The sequence below is a fragment of the Serratia sp. BNK-17 genome (assembly GCF_048684935.1).
GTDB lineage: Bacteria > Pseudomonadota > Gammaproteobacteria > Enterobacterales > Enterobacteriaceae > Serratia > Serratia nematodiphila.
The window spans coordinates 2359907-2377009 of the sequence record NZ_JBLQTR010000001.1; the positions used below are offsets into that span (position 1 = coordinate 2359907).

General features: G+C 54.9%; 12 protein-coding genes. 3 read left to right on the forward strand and 9 right to left on the reverse strand.

Annotated features, from left to right (window positions below; translation table 11 throughout):
* Window positions 1-151: 151 nt before the first annotated feature.
* Window positions 152-1048 carry a LysR family transcriptional regulator gene (locus tag ACMGF7_RS11245; protein ID WP_015379061.1) on the forward strand — a complete coding sequence of 299 codons (897 nt, stop codon included), beginning with the start codon at window positions 152-154 and terminating at the stop codon, window positions 1046-1048.
* 26 nt (window positions 1049-1074) lie between these two features.
* On the opposite strand, the gene ACMGF7_RS11250 is transcribed toward ACMGF7_RS11245, so the two are convergent.
* From ACMGF7_RS11250 to ACMGF7_RS11290, 9 genes are all read right to left on the reverse strand, one after another.
* On the reverse strand, window positions 1075-3198 hold the full coding sequence (locus tag ACMGF7_RS11250) for a TonB-dependent receptor family protein (protein WP_033645775.1): 2124 nt from the start codon (window positions 3196-3198) through the stop codon (window positions 1075-1077).
* A 160-nt stretch (window positions 3199-3358) separates the two neighbouring features.
* Complete coding sequence (locus ACMGF7_RS11255; RefSeq protein WP_044030444.1) at window positions 3359-4495, reverse strand: ABC transporter substrate-binding protein; 1137 nt, start codon at window positions 4493-4495, stop codon at window positions 3359-3361.
* A gap of 141 nt (window positions 4496-4636) precedes the next feature.
* Window positions 4637-4768: a hypothetical protein gene (locus ACMGF7_RS11260; RefSeq protein ID WP_273874944.1), complete on the reverse strand. Its 132-nt coding sequence runs from the start codon at window positions 4766-4768 to the stop codon at window positions 4637-4639.
* Window positions 4769-4891: 123 nt separating this feature from the next.
* Window positions 4892-5731 (reverse strand): NADPH-dependent 7-cyano-7-deazaguanine reductase QueF, encoded by an 840-nt coding sequence (gene queF, locus ACMGF7_RS11265; protein WP_273875002.1) that lies wholly within the window; start codon window positions 5729-5731, stop codon window positions 4892-4894.
* The gene (locus ACMGF7_RS11270) at window positions 5709-6605 is read right to left on the reverse strand and encodes a queuosine precursor transporter (protein WP_197798888.1); all 897 of its coding nucleotides are present in this window, start codon (window positions 6603-6605) and stop codon (window positions 5709-5711) included. The genes queF and ACMGF7_RS11270 overlap by 23 nt, the downstream gene beginning before the upstream one ends.
* Window positions 6606-7220 (reverse strand): helix-turn-helix domain-containing protein, encoded by a 615-nt coding sequence (locus ACMGF7_RS11275; RefSeq protein ID WP_004937341.1) that lies wholly within the window; start codon window positions 7218-7220, stop codon window positions 6606-6608. It abuts the gene before it with no gap.
* A gap of 529 nt (window positions 7221-7749) precedes the next feature.
* On the reverse strand, window positions 7750-9051 hold the full coding sequence (locus tag ACMGF7_RS11280; protein WP_049241566.1) for a cytosine permease: 1302 nt from the start codon (window positions 9049-9051) through the stop codon (window positions 7750-7752).
* A gap of 20 nt (window positions 9052-9071) precedes the next feature.
* Entirely contained in the window at window positions 9072-9761 is a 690-nt protein-coding gene (locus ACMGF7_RS11285) for a helix-turn-helix transcriptional regulator (RefSeq protein ID WP_004937346.1), read from the reverse strand.
* A gap of 27 nt (window positions 9762-9788) precedes the next feature.
* Entirely contained in the window at window positions 9789-10199 is a 411-nt protein-coding gene (locus ACMGF7_RS11290; protein ID WP_004937348.1) for a GNAT family N-acetyltransferase, read from the reverse strand.
* A gap of 1930 nt (window positions 10200-12129) precedes the next feature.
* Between ACMGF7_RS11290 and ACMGF7_RS11295 the strand changes: the two genes are divergently transcribed.
* Together ACMGF7_RS11295 and ACMGF7_RS11300 are read left to right on the forward strand one after the other, a co-directional pair.
* Window positions 12130-15156 (forward strand): beta strand repeat-containing protein, encoded by a 3027-nt coding sequence (locus ACMGF7_RS11295; RefSeq protein ID WP_049241539.1) that lies wholly within the window; start codon window positions 12130-12132, stop codon window positions 15154-15156.
* Between the two features lie 236 nt (window positions 15157-15392).
* On the forward strand, window positions 15393-17063 hold the full coding sequence (locus tag ACMGF7_RS11300; RefSeq protein WP_370531153.1) for a type I secretion system permease/ATPase: 1671 nt from the start codon (window positions 15393-15395) through the stop codon (window positions 17061-17063).
* Window positions 17064-17103: the final 40 nt, after the last annotated feature.

Sequence of the window (17103 nt, forward strand, 5' to 3'; positions counted from 1 at the left end):
ATGGCGCTTATTGGCGCAGAAAATGCGCTTAATTAAGCGAAATAAGAATTTGGTTATTTATTATGTTTTTTCCGAATGTACACAATGGAATCTGGCTAAATAAGATGCCAATATCTTGCTATTGATAAACAACGGTTATCGCCTTTCGCCTATGCCAGCCTCGATAAAATTGCACCAATTGCGTGCATTTGTGGACGTTAGCCGCCAGGGCAGCATCCGCGCCGCCAGCCGCACCTCTCGCCTTTCCCAGCCTGCGCTGACCAAGGCCATTCAGGAACTGGAAGAGGTGCTGGGCGCCAAGCTGTTTATTCGCCGCAGTCAGGGGGTGGTATTGACCGACTGCGGCGATAACTTTTTCCAGCATGCCAGCCTGATCCTCGAGGAGCTGCGGGTGGCGCAGGAAGACATTCAGCAGCGGCTGGGGTTGGCGGGCGGCACGGTGAATATCGGCGTTGGCGGCAGCATTGCGCGCACCGTGATGCCGCAGGTGGTCACCCAGTTTCACCGTGAGTATCCCAACGTGAAGGTGCGCATCGTCGAGGGGCAACTGGTGTCGATGATCCCAGAACTGCGCCAGGGCGAGCTGGATTTTACCGTCAATACCTATTATCCCAGCAGCCTCGACAACGAGCTGCAGTATGAACGGCTGATGGAAAAAGAGTATCGGGTGGTGGTGCGCAAAGGGCATCCGATGGAGGGGGCGACCTCGCTGAAACAGCTGCAGCACTGCGACTGGACCATGCCGACGCCGAAAGGCAGTTACTATCGGCTATTGCACGATCTGTTCGGGGACTTGGGCATGGCGCCGTCGATCAGCGTGACGTGCGAGACCTTTATGGCCTGTACCAGCCTGGTGGCGCAGAGCGATTTTGTCAGCATTCTTTCGGTGGACGTGATTTCGGATCCGATTTTGGGCAAGCATTTGGTGCCGCTCGAGCTGGAAGAGCGTCTGCCGAAAGCGACGTTTTATCTTATCCAACGCAAGGACACCACCCTGACGCCGATGGGCGCGCACCTGGCGCGCCTGTTTCGCCTTTACTGTCGGTGATACCGAGGCCCTGCCGGGCCCCGGCATTAGAAGGCGATTGACCCCTGCACGAAGAAGGTGCGCGGTTCGCCGACGTACTTGCCGAAGTTGTTGTCGTTGGAGCGGGTGAAGTAGCGCTGATCGAACAGGTTTTTCACCCCGGCACCCAGCGTCAGGTTCGACAGCTGCGGCCCGAAGTTATATTCCCCGCGCATATTCCACACCATGTAACCGGCGATATTGCCGAACTGGCCATCGGCGCTTTCCTGCGTGATGTACTCCGGCCCGGTGCCCGGCGAATGCTGTTTCGACTGCGCATAACCGTCCAGATTCCATACCCAGCTGCCGGTGGCGTAACGTGTACCGACGGTATAGACCTGGCGCGAGTAGAACGGCAGATCTTTACCGGCGAAGTCGCCCTTGTCGGTGCTGGCCTTGGTGTAGGTATAGCTGGTGTAGACGCTGGCGCCGTCGAGCGCGCGATTCAGTTCGCTGAGATCGTAGCTGAGTGCCAGCTCGATGCCTTTGTGCTTGGTGGCACCCATGTTGGTCCAGCCCACGTCGTTGCTGATGTACTGCAGCTGGTTATCGAAATCGATGTAGAACAGCGTGGCCTCGGCCTTGACTACGGTGTCGTCGTAGCGAGTGCCGAATTCATAGGTGTGCGCTTTTTCCGCCGTTAGCCCCGGCGCCGGCTGGTTGCCGTTGCCGCCTTTGGTCAGTTGGAAATACTGCATGCTGCCGAACGAAGTGTTGGCGTTGGCGAACAGTTTCCAGGCGTCGGACAGGTGGTACATCACGTTCAATGACGGCAGCGGCTCGCTGTAGCTTTTCTTGCGGCTGATATTGTTGAACGAATCGTCCACGTGGGTGCGGATGCTTTCATAACGCAGGCCCGGCGTGACCGTCCAGTTGCCGACGTTAATGGTGTCGTCGATATAGAACGCGTTGGCCGCGGTGCCGCCGGAGGTGTGCTGGTAATAATCCGGGGTCTCCGGCGTCGAGCCGATATTCGCCGGGTTATACCAGGCCGAACGCGACGCCTTTTCATCCATGGTTTCATTCAGGTAGCGGTAACCGAGGGTGATCTCGTGCGCCATATCCCAGAAACGGAAGACCTGCGAGTAACTTGGTTCGATAGCCCAGGTTGAATAGTGGCGCGGATAGGAGACCATGCGCCGCTGGCCCGCGTTTTTGCCGGTGCCTTCCGATTCGATGTTGCTGCCGCGGTAGCTGTCGGTGAAGTAGGTCAACACTTCGAATTGTTTGTCGTCTTCCTGATGTTTGTACTTGAACGACATATCCTTGCGGCGGCCTTCGAACTGGTCCCACGGCCGCGTGGATTGGAACGGGTTTTGCGCGTATTGCGCGGTGCTCAGCCCGCCCGGCATGCCGGCTTTGGCGTCGTAGTAGTGGAAATTGGCCAGCAGCTCGTCACGATCGGTGAACGCATAACGCGTTTTCAGCATGAAATCGTCGATGTCGGTGTTGTCGTTGTTGTCGCGGTAACCTTGGCCGTGCAGCCCGGAGTAGAGCAGTTCGGCGCCGAGGCCGTTGTCTGCGGTGCCGCCCACGGAGGCGCTGGTCAGGGTCTTCAGGCCGCCGTGGCTGGCGCCCTGGGTTTGTACGCTGGCGGTGCCGCCAAACGTTTTGGGAATGTCACGGGTAACGAAGTTGATCACGCCGCCGACGTTCTGCGGCCCGTAGCGCACCGCGCCGCCGCCGCGCACCACGTCCACCGATTGCAGATTACCGATAGACAGCGGGGCCATCGACAGCTGCGGCTGGCCGTAAGGCGCGACCGCCAGCGGGACGCCGTCCATCAGAATGGTGGAGCGTGGAGAAAGACGCGAAGTCAGGCCGCGTACGCCGACGTTAAGCGAGATGTCACTGCCGCCGGTGCCGTTGCTGTCGCGCACCTGCACGCCGGGTACGCCGCGCAGGCTATCGGCGATGGTTTGGTCGCCCTGTTCGTGCATTTGCTGCTGGGTGACGATGGAACGCGCGCCCGGATGGTTGAGCAGCACCGAACTGGTATCAGGGTTGTCCAGCCAGTTGCCGACGACGGTCACGGTGTCGGTATCGTTCTGAGATGAGTTATCAGTAGCAAGGACAGGGAATGCGATGGCGATGGAAGCCGTTAGCAGAGAAAGCCGAAAAAGGGGTGACATAATAATGCCTTAAGAGTTTCAGACCCGGATGTGTTTTTTTAGAAAAGACAATCTTAATGATAATTATTGGCAAGTAAATAGAATTGTTACGGGATAGTTAAGCGGGTAACTAAATAATGAATGCGGGAAACAGGGCCCGGCTGGCGGGCCCTGGCGGGGGCTATTGCGGCGTAAGCCAGAAGACGCCGCTGTAATCCAGCGCGGTGAATTTCTGGTGCACCATTTCGATATCCGCTTGCGGATCAATATCTTTAAACAGCGCCGGGTGCAGGAACTTGGCGATCGCCTCAACCGCGATAAAGTTGAGCGGCGTGTCGTAAAATTGATGGTAAATCGCCATCACGCGTTTTTCTTTCACCGCTTTCAGCACGTTAATGCCGGTGCGATCCAGCAGGTGCGCCAGTTTCTTTTGGCTGGTGGCCATATCGGTGGCGTAACCCAGCGGCACCGCCAGCGTGCCGCGATGCCCGCGGCTCCAGTCGGCGCCGGTCAGCAGATAGAAATCCGGGTTGCTGCTGATCACCTGTTCGACGTTCACTTCACCGCCCATGTCTGAAAACAGCGTGCTGCCGATATTATTGCCGCCGGCGGTCTCGATGAACTGCCCGAAGCTGCCTTTGCCGAAGGTGTTGCAGCACTGTTCGCCTTTGATGCCGGCGCTACGCTCGATGAAGACGCTGGGGCGCTGCTCCGGTTTCAGCGTGGCGACCCGCTGCCGCACCAGCTCGAGGCGCTGCTGATAGAGACGGATGAAGGCGTCGGCATTGGGCTGCTCGTCAAATACTTTACCCAACAGCGCCATGCTGGCGACGGTGTTGGTCAGCGGCTGTTGGCGAAAATCGATGATCAGCACCGGGATGCCGACCTTTTCCAACTGGGTCAGCACGCCGCTGTCTTTCAATTTGCTCAGCAGGCCAATGTCGAAAATGATCAGATCCGGTTGACGCACCACCGCGCTTTCCACGCTGAAATCACTGGTGTAGGGGTTGTCGAAGGTGGGGATCTGCATGACCTGTGGGAATTTTTTCGCGTAGGCTTCAACCAGATCCGGCGCTTTGACCTTCAGCGAGTTGTCCCAGGCGATGATGTTTTTCAGCGGCTCCTGCGGATGCAGAATATTCAGCGCCAGCAGCGCGCGGGCATCGGCCAGGATAACGCGTTTGGCCGGTTGCGGCAGGGTGACCTGGCGGCCGGCGACATCGGTGACGACGATCGGCGCGGCTTGAGCGGCGCCGGCCAACAGTAAAACGCAGGCGGCCAACCAGCGGCCGGCTTTGGCGATAAGAACAGCGGGCATGAAGATCCTTGGGTAATCGGCGAAGAACGAGAACGCAATGATAAGCGATATCCTTTCGCTTTTTGAACTCCCTTGATGCTGATAGATCATCCCATGCCCATCAGCGGGTCGCTGACGCTGTGCTCACCGTCCTCCAGCCGCCTATGAGTGCGGCGTGCCGGTGCGGTTATTGGCGGGAATGGCCAGCGCTTTGCGAATCGAGGCGGGCAACAGCGAGAACGTCGATCCGATGGCGGCAGCCCGCAGGATGTTTCTGCGAGAAAGGTCAGGCATGCGTCGTTAATCTCCGTCAGTGTGCTTTGAAGATAGCCGCTGACGATGATAATGGTGAAAAATAACAGGGAGATGAAAGCGAGAGAAACAATGCTCCCTGGCGGGAGCATTGGGGGATGAGGCTTACTGTCTGATCAGGCGGCCGAGCGCCGGCGCCGTCTCGAAATCGCTGCGGAAGGGGTTGATGTCCAGGCCGCCGCGGCGGGTGTAACGCGCGAACACGCTGAGTTTTTCCGGGCGGCAGCTCTGCTTGATGTCGTTGAAAATGCGCTCGACGCACTGCTCGTGGAATTCGTTGTGCTGGCGGAAGGAGATCAGGTAGCGCAGCAGGCTTTCGCGATCGATTTGGCGGCCTTCATAGCGGATCACCACACTGCCCCAGTCCGGCTGATTGGTGACCAGGCAGTTGGATTTCAGCAGATTGGAAGACAGCGTCTCCGCTACGTGCTCCCCTCTCTCGGCCGCGCTGCTCAGGTACTCCGGCTTGAAGGCGAAGTCGTCGATCGTGATATCCAGATCGTCGATATTGATGCCCGGCAGGCGATCGATTTGCGCCGGGTAACCTTCCAGCCCCGGATAGAGTTTGACGGTGACCTGGCCGTTGGCCGCCTGCGACAGATCTTTTTGCATGGCGGCGCTCACCTGTTCCACGCTGTCGAAGCGCGTTTGGTTGAAGCTGTTGAGATACAGCTTGAACGATTTGGATTCGATCAGGTTCGACGAGGAATGCGGGAAGGTAAATTCGCCGATGCCCACCACCGGCTTGCCCTTTGCGTTGAGCCAGGACAGCTCGAAGGCGGTCCAGAGATCAAAGCCGCTGAACGGCAGTTGCCGCTCGTCCACGCCGATCAGATCGCGGCCGCGGGCACGCGGCAAGGCTTCGAGCAATGCGGGAGCATATTGATCCGGATAATCGGAGTTCGCGCCAAGATGGGTGATTTTATCTTGCTTTTGGATATGCATATTCATTGCCCTTTGCTTGTTCGGTATTGATGTAGCGATTAAACAGACTGCGGGTGGCGTAGATCGGCCCGACGCCCAGCAGGGCGTAAACCACCTTGATCAGGAACTGCGACAGGATCATGGTTTTGATGATGTCCCAGCTCAGCACGTTGTAGAACGCCAGCGTACAGAACACCACGCTGTCGATGGCCGAAGCCACTACGGTGCTGGTGATCACGCGCACAAACAGGTAGCGGGAATTGGTCAACTCTTTGATTTTGCAGAGCAGGTAGGAGTTGACGTTTTCGGAGATCAGATAGGCCGCCGACGAGGCCACCAGCACCGCCATGATGCTGTGCACGATGCCGTTGTAGGTCTCGCTGTACTCCCACTGCGGAATGCTCGGCACCAGCGTCGTTACCCAAACGCCCAGGACGAAGGTCAGATTGGCGATAAACGAGATGATGATGGTGCGCCTGGCCAGCCGTAAGCCATAGAATTCGTTGAGGATATCCACCAGAATGAACGTGAGCGGGTAAATGAAGATCGCCGGCGGCGTGATGAGATTCAGCACCGGGATTTGGATCGGCTTGACGCCGCACAGCGTTGAGAAAATATAAATCACGCTGAGCGCCACGGTAATAATCAGGTAGGCGTACCAGGATCGTTCATGGCGATCGCTGAGCTCGTAGGCGGTTTTTTGTTGGTTGTCACCATAGAGTTTACGGTACAGCGCCTGCAGCTCGTGCCGGCTCAGATCTTCTGATATTTCGCTGTCGGCCAGCTCATTCAGCCCCATGGTGATGGTTTTGCCGGTGGCCAATACCATAACATTGGCCGCGATGGCGCCATGCCGGGTGAAGCCCAACAGCTTGAACTTCTGATTCGGTTCCATTTATAGCCTTTCTCCAACGATGTAACCCAGGAATTGCACGGTGTCCTGAGGGCGTTTGTCCATGCTTTCGCTGTCTTTGTCGTCAACCACAAAGAAGCCGCTTTTTCCCGAGTGATACAGCAAAGGCGAATCGCAAATCAGTACCGGCGGGCGTTTGATGATGATGACTTCGCCGGGAATAAATGACCCTTTAATTTCGGTCTCTATTTTCATTGCCAACATGTTCGACTCATCGCCGAAGAAATAAGTCAAAGGGAACTCAGTGACCAGTTGCCCGATCTTGCGCTGCGAGACGGCCAGATAGCGCGACTGCGGGATCACCGGAATGGCGGAAGGGTTCTTGTTGCCTTCGGTGGACAGCGTTTCGTTAAGCAGCTCCAGCTTTTCCAGATCGTAATCTTCGATCTCTTCACAGGAGACACCGAAGAAATCGGAGATCCGATTCACGGTGGATTGCTGAACGTTGTTCACTCTTCCATCAAGAATTTTGTAGAGAGTAGTGCGCGTCAGGCCGCTGCGATTGGAAAAGGAAGCCTTGGTTTCACCGCGGGTACGCATCAGATATTCAATATTCTTAATGATGTTGATTTTGCGCTGTGCGTTGGTGGTTTTCATTGGCTGTCCTTACAAACATTACGCAGGCTTCACTATATCTTACGCAGTGGCGTTGTCCAGATAAAAAGGCGCAGGCGAGCAGGTAACGAACTGATTATTAGCAGTAATTATTGTTTTCCGTCAGCCGTTTAGCGCAATGATATCAGCGGAGGCGGTCTGCTTCCTCTTCGCGAAAGATAAAGCCGTGCAAATCAATTGATTAGGTTTTTCTTATGAAAAAGTGAACACAAAAGCCGGTTTTATGTTTACTTTTATGTTGACCAAAGCCGATTTCATGGGCTACTGTTCATTCAAGCTGAAGTTTCTCTTTACGATCAAAGCACGGAAGCCGACAGTTTTTATAATAAAAAGCTCAGAGGGGGCGTTGCCACACTCTGAGCATAATGGATAGCTTGCTACCGACACCAGGGACCCTAACCACCATGGCCGTTTGTCTGCGCGATCGGCTCATTCTTTTGCATTGAATCCCCTTTTCGAGCGTCTAACACTCCCCCGTTACCGGAGGAGTGCATTACCGCGTTCACGAAAATCAGAGCGATTTCTGTGATGCCAGCGGTTTTTGCGCCCGGCTGAAGACCAGTTTAAGCAGCCAATACAGCAGGCTGGCAGCGACCAGGGAATTGATGGTCGGTACGCCCCATTCGGTCGCCAGGCCAACGGCGCCGCCGGCGATGCTGGCGACGATCGCCGCCCAGCCGATAGTTGGCGTTTCGTTCGGCAACTGGCCGTTCCGGCGGCTCTCATCCAGGATCTTGCGATGGCTGCGCAGCAGATAATAGTCCACCAGCATGATGCCGATAATCGGCGGGAAGACCACGCCAAGCACCGTCAGGAAGTCGACAAAGCGGTCAAGAATGCCCAGCACCGACAGCGTGGTGCCCAGAATACCGATCACCAGCGTAGTGTAGGTGTACTTCAGCTTCTTGCCGGTGATGCCTTCCACCGCATTGACGATGCCCAGCGAAGAAGAGTACAGGTTGAGATCGTTGACGCGCAGGGTGGAGAACACCACCACCAGCAAACCGGCGCCGCCGGCCGCTTGCGACATGATGGTGACCACATCCGCGGTGCCCAGGGTTTTGGCGATCAGGATCGCCAGGCCGTTCACCACGAACTCGCCGGCGATAATGGTGAAGAGCGTGACGCCGAGCACGTGCTTGCCGTTTTTGGAGTAACGGGTCAGATCGGGGGTCATCAGGCTGGCCACGATGGCGCCGCCGACGACGATGGTGATGCCGGCGCTGATGGTCAGCGGTTCACCCGGCGGCGCCAGCTGGATGATCTCTTGCAGGTTATGGCCGGAAAGCGCGGTCACCGAAATATAGGCCACCAGCATGATGAACATCGGCACCGCGATACGGGCGGCGATGCGCAGCGCCTTGAAGCCGAATGCCACCAGGATGGTCAATAGCGTGCCCGAGAGCCCGGCGGCCAGGCCGAAGCCCAGCTTATTGCCGAGCGCGAAGTCGAGCGACTTGGCGAAAATGGCGTTCTGAATGCCGAACCAACCCAGCAGGCTGACGGCAACCACCACGCCTATCAGCACCGAGCCCAGACGGCCGAAGCCGCACCAGCGCGCCAGCAGGCTGCCGGAAATGCCTTCGCGCATGCCCGCCAGCCCCAGGCCGTAGGTCACCACGCCGAAGATCAGGCTGCCGACGAAGATGGCGGTGAAGGCGTCAATCAGCGTCATGGAATTGCCGAGTACGGCGCCGAGCATGAACTGGTCCAGTGCGGTCAGCATGCCCATATGCACGATGGCCACGCTTAAAAACGAAACTCGTTTATCCTGCGGCACCCGGGTGAGCGGATAATCTTCGATCTTTATCACGGTGAGATCTTCCTTGCGGTTCAAATAAACTGAATGCCTTTGGTTATCAGGCGATCGGGAATGTAGTTATCCAGATTGGCGTATTTGCAGTATTCCTCAAATTGCTGCTGAGTATGCACGTTGGCCTTTTGGTAAATGTTATAAATGCGGTTTTCGATGGTCTTATTGCTGACATTATAGATTTTGGCGATCTCTTTCACCGTAAATCGTTGCAGCATAAGGAAAATAACATCGAGTTCGGCACGGGTGAACAGCTCGTTATTGACTTCGGTGGTCAACACGCTGGGTTTTTGCTGATTGATGTACTTCAGCGGCGACAGGCTGTTCATCGGCTTGGCGTTCCAGATCACGCCAATCACCTGTTTGTCATCGTTGTACACCGGCAGCTTTTCGCTGATAAACGGCGTCAGGCTGTCTTTGCCGTACCAGTAGTGCGTTTCTATGACCGTGACCCGATCGCGCGCCGCTTCGGTCATCTTGTCATGCTCGATAAAGTCGGCGGCGGAGTCGGCCCAGTCGGCGGGGAACTCGTGGTCATATTTGCCGGCGACGTCGAAATTCAGCGGCGTATTGGTATAGAGATAAGCGGCGCGGTTCATATAGAGGTGGCGGGACAGGTGGTCTTTGATGCCCCAGGGTTCGCTCAGGTGCTCCATCATGGTGATGAGGCCCTTAAAATAAGATTCATTATTTTTATGTGATGAACCCATACCCACCTCTGTGCCGCTCAGGCCGCGTTACAGGCTTTTAGCCAGATAATGGCGGGTGTGGCGATGCGCATAGTCGCCCAGCTCGCCGTAGACCCGGTAGCCCAATTTTTCGTAGAAGCCTCTGGCCTGGAAATCGAAGGTATCGACATAGGCCATATGGCAACCGCGCTTGCGGGCTTCTTCTTCGGCCAACTCCATCAATTGGCGGCCATACCCGCTTTTGCGGCATTGATCGCCAACCCACAGATACTGCACTTCCAGGCCGCCCCACCAGGTGCGCGCGACCAGGCCGCCGACGATCTGCTGGTTGTCGTCGGTAACGGTCAGGAACAGCGGGTGAATGTCTACGGGCTGGGTTTTGTGATTGTGCGCCCAAAGGCTGTCGATAACGAACTCTTCATCCTGCGGGTTGGGTTTGTCGGTGATATTAATATTCATTTTTAATATAATCCCCTGATTTAATTATTCAAAATGTAACTATTCGCTTTTGCCCCAACCGCTTCTATTATCACTTTCATTAATGTATTTCAAGGGTGGTTTTCACCCTTTTCTACCAGGTGAGCGGGCGCTTATACTCAGCATAGCAGGGTGAAAAAACAGTGAAAAGACCGTATCCGAACGCTGAACGCTCTGCTGATGCAATCTTTTCTACTTGCGCCTCACCAGGGCCTTACCTTAATGGCGGCCCCCCTTAAAAGAGCAAAGTAATTTTGCCGAACAGGGGGCCGTCTCGTTTATTATCAGCGTCATATTGTTCACTCTCTTCCTTTACGCTTTCGCGCCGAATCCATCAGAAAATGTAGGGTATTACCGCGTAATGCTCTGCCATCTAATCTATTAATAATCTCTTACATATTTCGTGGTCTCCCCTTACACATTCTTTACGAAACGCTTTCTCATTTTTTATTTCGCGCCGATGAGTGAAGATGAAGTGCTAATTTCGTAGATGGGTCGTTTATGTTTCCTTCCGTTCGTGGTGATGACAACCTCCTGGTAATGCACGCTTTGATGGCAAGGAATGAACAAAGCGCAAAAACCCCCCAGTAAAGGGCTCTTCATCCTGATCCTCAGGTAAAAAATTCATACGCCAAAAATCGAAATAGCCAAAAAGAAACTCCGTTTACGTCTGCTCTTTTGCGTCACCAGCCTGAATGCATGCGCCATTTCTACGGGACTTCTCTCTCCCCGGTGAAATGGGGAGCACAATCTGAATGAAGAAAAGAGAACGGCAGCGTTGATATGAGTCGTGTCTGACGTGTTAGCGGTATATTACGCGGCGAAAGTCATTCGATTCCGCGTAATACATTGGTAAAAACGTTGATAATAATCGTCCTGTTAAGATAATTCTGCTGGAAAACTCCCGGAAGGGTAGCGTATCGCCTAAGCTTTGCTGATTTAGCCCAAGATATTAATTTTTATAACCTGATGGCCCGTCGCATCGCTGTTTTATGTCTAAACTAAATTTCACTTGATTTTCATTCTCATCCACTTTGGTTTTTTATCGGGAAAAACAAATAAAAAACAAATAGATGCGCCTAATTTATGGTTGTCTCTATCAAATGACATTAATGCAAAGGTAGAAGCAATCAATACATCATTTTTCACATGCCGCGTATTCCTCTTAGGGTAATTTAAGGTTTTTCCTTTGGTAAAATTCTCATTGAATAAGGTGATTCCTAGGTGAAAAACAGAATGTAACCGCTCTCATTTTAAAATGAGCGGATAATCATTCTCTTTACCGCTGAGATAAATCCTAATTCGGACTGTGAGTTCGGTTGTGATTTGGGTTTGCCTCAATCACTCATTAATAGGAATAATAAAACTATGTGTTGTTAAATTCTTGATGTTCTTTTATATGGCTATGTTTTTTATGTTTTTTTTGAATTTTAATTATTTCCTCAATAAATGGGAATAATAAAAATAAATTTAACTGGCTGTTTTTTGACTTTCACTGATTATTCTGTGTTAAAACGGAGTTATGTGTTTAATTTTATCGTTAAAATAGTTATTTGTTCCGATTGTGTTTTGTTTTATTTGATTTTATTCTTATTTTTTATTTTTTTTCGATACTTATCTCTAGTGATTGTGCTTTTTTGATTGGTTTTTTCTTTTCGGATATATTTGGTTCGTGAAAGTGGCTTTCGGGAATTTTATGACTGGCATATTTGTCGGTAGGATTCTGTATGGATTAACTGCGCTTTCATTAGGTTATCATGGACTGATAGGCATATTTCCTAATCACTTTCTCTTTTGAGCCATGATTCTTTACACCATGGGCTTACGTATTCGTTATTAGTAACTTGAGCTGCCACTTGCAAGCTTTGCGGTGATTGGCACCTGTCATAAACTGTTTAAGGAAAGATTTCGTATGGCATCTTTAAATTATCAGAAAGAGGCTGCAGCACTGTTATATTCAGTGCTTGGTGAAAAAGCTGACGCTGCCACTTTCGACTCAGTCGGCAATAGCATTGAAAAAGGCCAGATTACAGCGGAAAGCTATGTAGATACCCTGCTGAACTCTGCTGCAGGTGTCAGCCTCTATGGCGGCAAAAGCGATCTGGATATTCTGAACAGCATTTATGCCTCCACTTACGGCAAAGCTGCGCCGGAGGGGTATCTGTCGGGCTTGCTGGCTAACTCCAGCCTGGAAACGTCGATCACCACCATCGTCAATGATCTGCTGAACTACAGCGGCTTTGATCAGGGCACGCTGGCTTCTCAGAACGCCTACGATCAGCAACTGAACACCATCCTGTATCCGTCCTATGACGCTGCAGGCGGCGCGCAGGGTGTTGCCGACGTAACGGCGCTGTATTATCTGGTCGGTATCGATCCGGTATCGGGCACCGTAAACTCGCTGGGCAGCCAAATTAACGCCGGTACGCTGACGTTTGAGCAGGCCGCCTCCAAGTTTGTCAACGATCGTCCGGCGTTGAAAGGGCTGTCTAACGACGCGTTCATTAAGCTGGTATTCACTGAAGGTTATGGCCGCGCGCCGACCAGCGCTGAGCTGAATACTTATACTTCCTTCCTGGCGAATGGCGGAGACCGCGGTCAGCTGTTGGTGAACGTGACTAACGATCTGCGCGGCACCGTCGGTTCGAACGATCTGGGCGCGCAACAGCAGTTCCTGCACGACACCACCCCGCATGCGCCGGGTCAGATCGCCGATCTGGCTTCTCAGGAGCAAGTCGCTTCCATCTTCCTGGCTATCCCGCAGCGTAACGTCGATGCGCAGGGCCTGGACGACTGGAGCAGCTACCTGGGCAAGGACGGGCACTCGCTGAACTCGTTGACGGCGAAGCTGATCACCTCCGCTGAGTTCCAGAAGAAAGGCGCGCAGCTGAGCGGCAACGACTACATCCAGCATGTGTTCACCGCAGTGCACGGCACGCCGGCCACCGCAGCTCAGCTGGCGCAGTACGCCAAACTGGGTTCCGATAAGGCGCTGATCACCACCGCCATCATCAACGATCTGCGTACCTCTACCGCAACGGATGCGGCGACGGTGACCCAGCAACACGCGTTTGAATACGATATCGGCACCAGCCTGACCTACAAAACTGCGGCGACCCTGTCCGCTTCCGCAGCGGGCGGCAACGCCACCGGCAGCGTCAACACCGGCACGAGCCATGTGCTGACCAACGCAGAGACCGCCGTGCTGGTCAACGCGGTGCTGAACGCCGATGCGGCCACCACGGTCAACCTGAAGTTCGCCGATCACCTGGCTGACCTGACCATCAACGGCAACAAGGCCGCTACGGTCAACCTGTCGGACAATGGCGTGAACACGGGCGTCGACATTACCGTAAACAACGGCAACGTGATCCTGAACGCCAGTTCTGGCAGCGATGACGTGCAGGTGACTTCCGCCGCCAACATCGCGACCGGCACCGCGCAGTTCAACCTGGGCAATGGCAACGATGCGCTGAAATGGGGCGGCAACGCCACCAACGGCTACAACGTGGTCAGCAGCAGCGTGCGCGCGAACGGTGGCAATGGTTCGGACTCCATCTCCGCCAACTTCATCACCAAGCAGCTGACGACCACCTCCAGCTCCTTCCTGGGGATCACGTCGTACAAAACGACCGTAGGCACCAACGCCGGTCAGTTCAGCAGCTTCGAGAAGATCGATCTGGGCGGCTACATCGGCGGCACGCAGGCGACGCTGAACGGCGCTGCCGTTAGCGTGAACAGCGGTCATCAGTTCGACTTCGGCGTGATCACCGGCAACGCGACCGCCAATGAGGTCGCCAAATCCGGCAGCCTGACCAACGGTCCGGCGTACTCTACGCTGGGGACGCAAGGTTTCGTGCTGTCCAGCTTTGCCAATGACGTGCATGTGATCAACATCTCCAACTTGAAAGGTGCTGACGCGGCGCAGTTGGAAGTGACCGGTGACGCTACCGCCAACAGCAGCCTGGACTTCACCTTCCTGCAGAATGCGAGCAGCAAGTTCGACATCAACTTCAATGCGGTGAGCAACAGTGATGTAAACGCGGGTTCCGTTTCGCTGAACAGCAGCAGCAGCGCGCTCTTTGGCACGGCGTTGTCCACGGTCAACATCAACTCCAACGGCAGCGGTGATTTCATCAACGTGCTGAATCTGGCCAGCAGCAGCCAGGTGACTAACGTGAACATTTCCGGCAACCACTATCTGGATCTGGATATCGGTTCCGGCAACGGCAGCGTGCGCACTATCGACGCTTCAAGCAACAGCGCCGGCGTTGACATCACCGCCAACGTCGCCGGTACCGGACAGGGCATCATCCTGAACTTCCTGGATCTGTTCCCGTTCAACGGCATCACCAAAGCGATCGCGTCGCTGTTCGGCTTCAAGAGCGATGACGTGCACATCACCGGCACCGCTCACGACGACGTCATCAGCGCGATGGGCAACAGCTATGTGACCGGTGGCGCCGGCGCGGACACCTTCAAACTGCTCAGCAGCACCCCGGATGCGGGCGTGACCATCAATGACTTTAACACCCACCAAGATACCCTGGTGGATGTGAAGTCTGGTCTGGCGCTGTCTGACAACGGTGTCATCAACGGCAACAACGGCACCCAGGTGGCCGATTACGGCTACAGCTCCAACGATGCTCTGCAGAGCATTCTGGGTGGCATTTTGACCGGCGGCATTACGTCGACCATCAGCTTCATCAACGCCATTTTGGGCATCAAAGACCAGCCGCTGTCGCACGTGGGCGTTGTGGGTTCAAGCGCAGGCAGCTATGTGCTGATCGACAACAACGGTGACGGCAAACTGGACAACGGCGATACCCTGGCCTTCCTGCAGGGCGTAAGCCACCAGGATGCGGCGCACATGTTCTACAACAACGACATCACCACCAACGGCGTGCAGTCTAACGTCGGCGATCTGGTTCACGCTTAACAGCAACAAAAGCAGTCGACCCCAGGCGGGGAGAAATCCTCGCCTGTTTTTGCCTCTCGAACTTTTACGCGGGCAAATAACTTTGGATTTACATTTTCTCTCTGTCGTCAATATTGAAAAAAGGTAGTACTAATTTGCGTCAGTATATTGGCAGTAATGAAATTGCGGATGTTATACGCACGCGCAGCAAAATATTCTGGACCGTCGGTATCTTTACCGCTTTTATCAATGTGTTGATGCTGGTTCCTTCCGTCTACATGTTGCAGGTTTACGATCGCGTACTGCCTTCGCGCAACGATATTACGCTCCTGATGTTGACCCTCATCATGTTGGCGATGTACGCCATGATGTCGCTGCTGGAATATGTGCGCAGCATGGTGGTGATCCGCATCGGCAGCCAACTGGACATGCGGCTGAACACGCGCGTCTATACCGCGGCCTACGAGGCCAACTTGAAGAACGGAACGTCGGATGCAGGGCAGATGCTGGGCGATCTCACCACGGTTCGCCAATTCCTGACCGGCAATGCGCTGTTCGCGTTTTTCGACGCCCCGTGGTTCCCGATTTATCTGTTGGTCATTTTCTTGTTCAACCCGTGGCTTGGGTTGTTCGCGCTGGTCGGCGCGCTGTTGCTCATCGCGCTGGCGATAGTCAACGAAATGGTCTCCAAACAGCCTCTGGGGGAGGCGAGCAAGCTTTCCCTGATGTCCGGCAGCCTGGCGAGCGCCAACCTGCGCAATGCGGAAGTGATCGAAGCGTTGGGCATGTTGCCGAACCTGAAACGCCGCTGGTTCCTGTTGCACAGCCGTTTTCTCAACAGCCAACGAGTGGCCAGCGAACGCGCCGCCACCGTCACCGCCATCACCAAATTCGTGCGTATCTCGCTGCAGTCTCTGGTGCTGGGGTTGGGCGGCTGGTTGGCCATCGACGGCCATATCACGCCCGGCATGATGATCGCCGGCTCCATCCTGATGGGGCGCACTCTGGCGCCGATTGAACAAGTGATCAACGTGTGGAAAAGCTGGAGCGCGGCCAAGCTGTCTTATCAGCGCCTGGTCAAGCTGCTCGATGAGCATCCGCAACGCGGCACCGGCATGTCGCTGCCCGCGCCGGTGGGCGCGCTGGCCGTCGAAGGCGTGACCGCCACGCCGCCGGGTTCCAAAGGCGAACCGGTCTTGCACAACGTCAGCTTCGCCCTGCAGCCGGGCGACGTGCTGGGCATCATCGGGCCGAGCGCTTCCGGCAAATCTACGCTGGCGCGTCTGTTGGTCGGTATCTGGCCGGTTTCAGAAGGCATCGTTCGTCTCGATACCGCGGATATCTACCAGTGGAATAAAGATGAACTGGGGCCGCATATCGGCTATCTGCCGCAGGATATCGAGCTGTTTGCCGGCACCATCGCGGAAAACATCGCCCGCTTTAACGATATCGACTCGGAAAAAGTGATTGAAGCCGCCAAATTGGCCGGCGTGCATGAGCTGATCCTGCGCTTCCCGCACGGTTACGATTCGATTATCGGCCACGGCGGCGCCGGACTTTCAGGTGGGCAGAAGCAGCGCATAGGTTTGGCGCGCGCACTGTACGGCGATCCGGCGCTGGTGGTGTTGGACGAACCCAATTCCAACCTCGATGACGCCGGCGAAAAGGCGCTAAATCAGGCGATTCAGCAGCTGCAGCAGCACAACAAGACGGTGATCCTGATCACCCACCGCACCAACCTGTTGTCGATGACCAGCAAATTGTTGTTGCTCGCCAACGGCGCTGTCAACGCGTTCGGCCCGACTCAGCAAGTCCTGCAGGCGCTGGCCAACGCTCAGAAACAGCAGCAACCGGCCAATCGCCAGGTCGCCGGTGCGGTGAATGCGCCAGCCGCCGCAGGCAGCTTCGCGCAAACGAAAACCCATTAATTACAGGCTAATCGGGCGGCTGGGCCGCCCGATGCCAGAG